This is a genomic window from Mesorhizobium sp. M0166 (assembly GCF_040322255.1).
Lineage (GTDB): Bacteria > Pseudomonadota > Alphaproteobacteria > Rhizobiales > Rhizobiaceae > Mesorhizobium.
On record NZ_JAMYTD010000100.1, the window covers coordinates 1 to 1512 of the forward strand.

2 protein-coding genes are annotated in these 1512 nt (G+C 62.2%); one reads left to right on the top strand and one right to left on the bottom strand.

Annotated features, from left to right (window positions below; translation table 11 throughout):
- On the top strand, positions 1-233 hold a 233-nt coding region (locus NKJ46_RS34565), incomplete at its 5' end, for a hypothetical protein (protein ID WP_352671808.1).
- Here the strand turns inward: NKJ46_RS34565 and NKJ46_RS34570 are convergent.
- On the bottom strand, positions 194-1512 hold a 1319-nt coding region (locus NKJ46_RS34570), incomplete at its 5' end, for an ISNCY family transposase (protein WP_352671811.1). The genes NKJ46_RS34565 and NKJ46_RS34570 overlap by 40 nt on opposite strands.

Genomic DNA, 1512 nt, shown 5'->3' on the forward strand with positions numbered 1-1512 from the left:
CTAGTTTCCGTCCACAAACGCCCATTTTGGTGAGCGTTTACAGAGGTTTGCCGCAGGAAGAAACGTCGTTTGCGGTACCGGCCGACGCGAAGTCCAGTGGATCGCGCCAGAAAGAACTCGCCGAACGGAAGTTAGTCATGGCTATGGAGCCGGCGCCTGCCGGCGGGCTGCTGACCCGCGCAATGGCTCGACGTCAGGTCGGCTTGAGGCGCGTGAAGACGACGAGATTGTAAGCCACGACCGAGGACCAGACGTAGCTCTTGAAGTGATCAAGGCCGCGCCAGGTGCAGCGCGCCAAACCGTAAGCGCGCTTGAGGCATGAGATGTCGGCCTCGATGCCGGCACGGAAGTTACGCAGCTTGCGATAGACCCAATTGCTTCTGACCATGTCCTCGATCCTGAGGCCGGCTTTCTTGTGGAATGCCATGTCGCGGACGCCCAAGGTCAAGGCTGTAGCCAGATTGTCGCGACTGGCAAAGCCGCCGTCGGCCGCCGCCTGCCCCGGCGCTTGACCCCAGATGCCGATGTGGCGTTCCAGCATCGGCAGCAATCGATCGCTGTCGCGCGGATTGCCCGCCTCGATCACCAGATCGAGGATCATGCCGCTCCTGCCGGTGGTCAGGTTGAGCTTGTGGCCGTATTCGGTGTCGCGGCTGCCCTTGACGATGATATCGGCATGGGGCTCGAACAGGCTGACCAGCTTGTCGCTGGCCGGCACCAACTCGCCGGCCAACACCCGCCGCTCACTCTGTGTGATGATGCGTTCGATCAGCGGCCGATAGTGGCAGACCTGGGCCTGCCACAGTTCGATGAGCGGACTGCCCGCCGCGACCAACCGCTCGGTCGCTTGCTGCAGGTATGCCAATGTCGCGCGGGTGATTGCGATCAGTTCCCGGTAGAGTTGGAACCGATTTGGTCGACCGCGTGTGAACTGGATCTTGCGGGCACGCCTCTTAGCCGCCCGACAATGATCATGCCATGGTGAGCGGGCACCACCGGTCAACACATCGGCCTGCTTCAGAAGGCGCACCATGACGCGCACGGCATCCCAAAGCAGGCTGCTGTCGCTCGGCTCATGCATAAGTGCCGAGGTCACGGTGCTGTCCAGCCGCACGACCGCGCCATCTTCGAGCTTCGCCTGCCGAGCGCCCGACAGCAGTGCCCGATTGATCTGCTCCCAGGTCTCGGGCCGGATCGCACTGATCGTCTTTTGCAGCACCGACTTCTGCGGGCTCCATGACCACGGCAGCCGCGCAAAGGCGCGGAACGAGGCGGAGTCCTCGAGATGGAACGCCAGTTCCTGATAGCTCAGTTGCCGGTATTGCTTCAGCAGCGCACAGCGCAGCACCGCTTCGGCGGGCAGGCCTTGCCGTCCGGTGGCCTTGACACAGACCCGAACCAGATCGCGGGCCACCAAACCAAGTAGATCGCAATGCTCATCCAGCCATTGCGACATCGCCTTCAACTCGTGGCCGATCTCGTGTGTGGCGAAAAGATCGAATATGCTGGCTT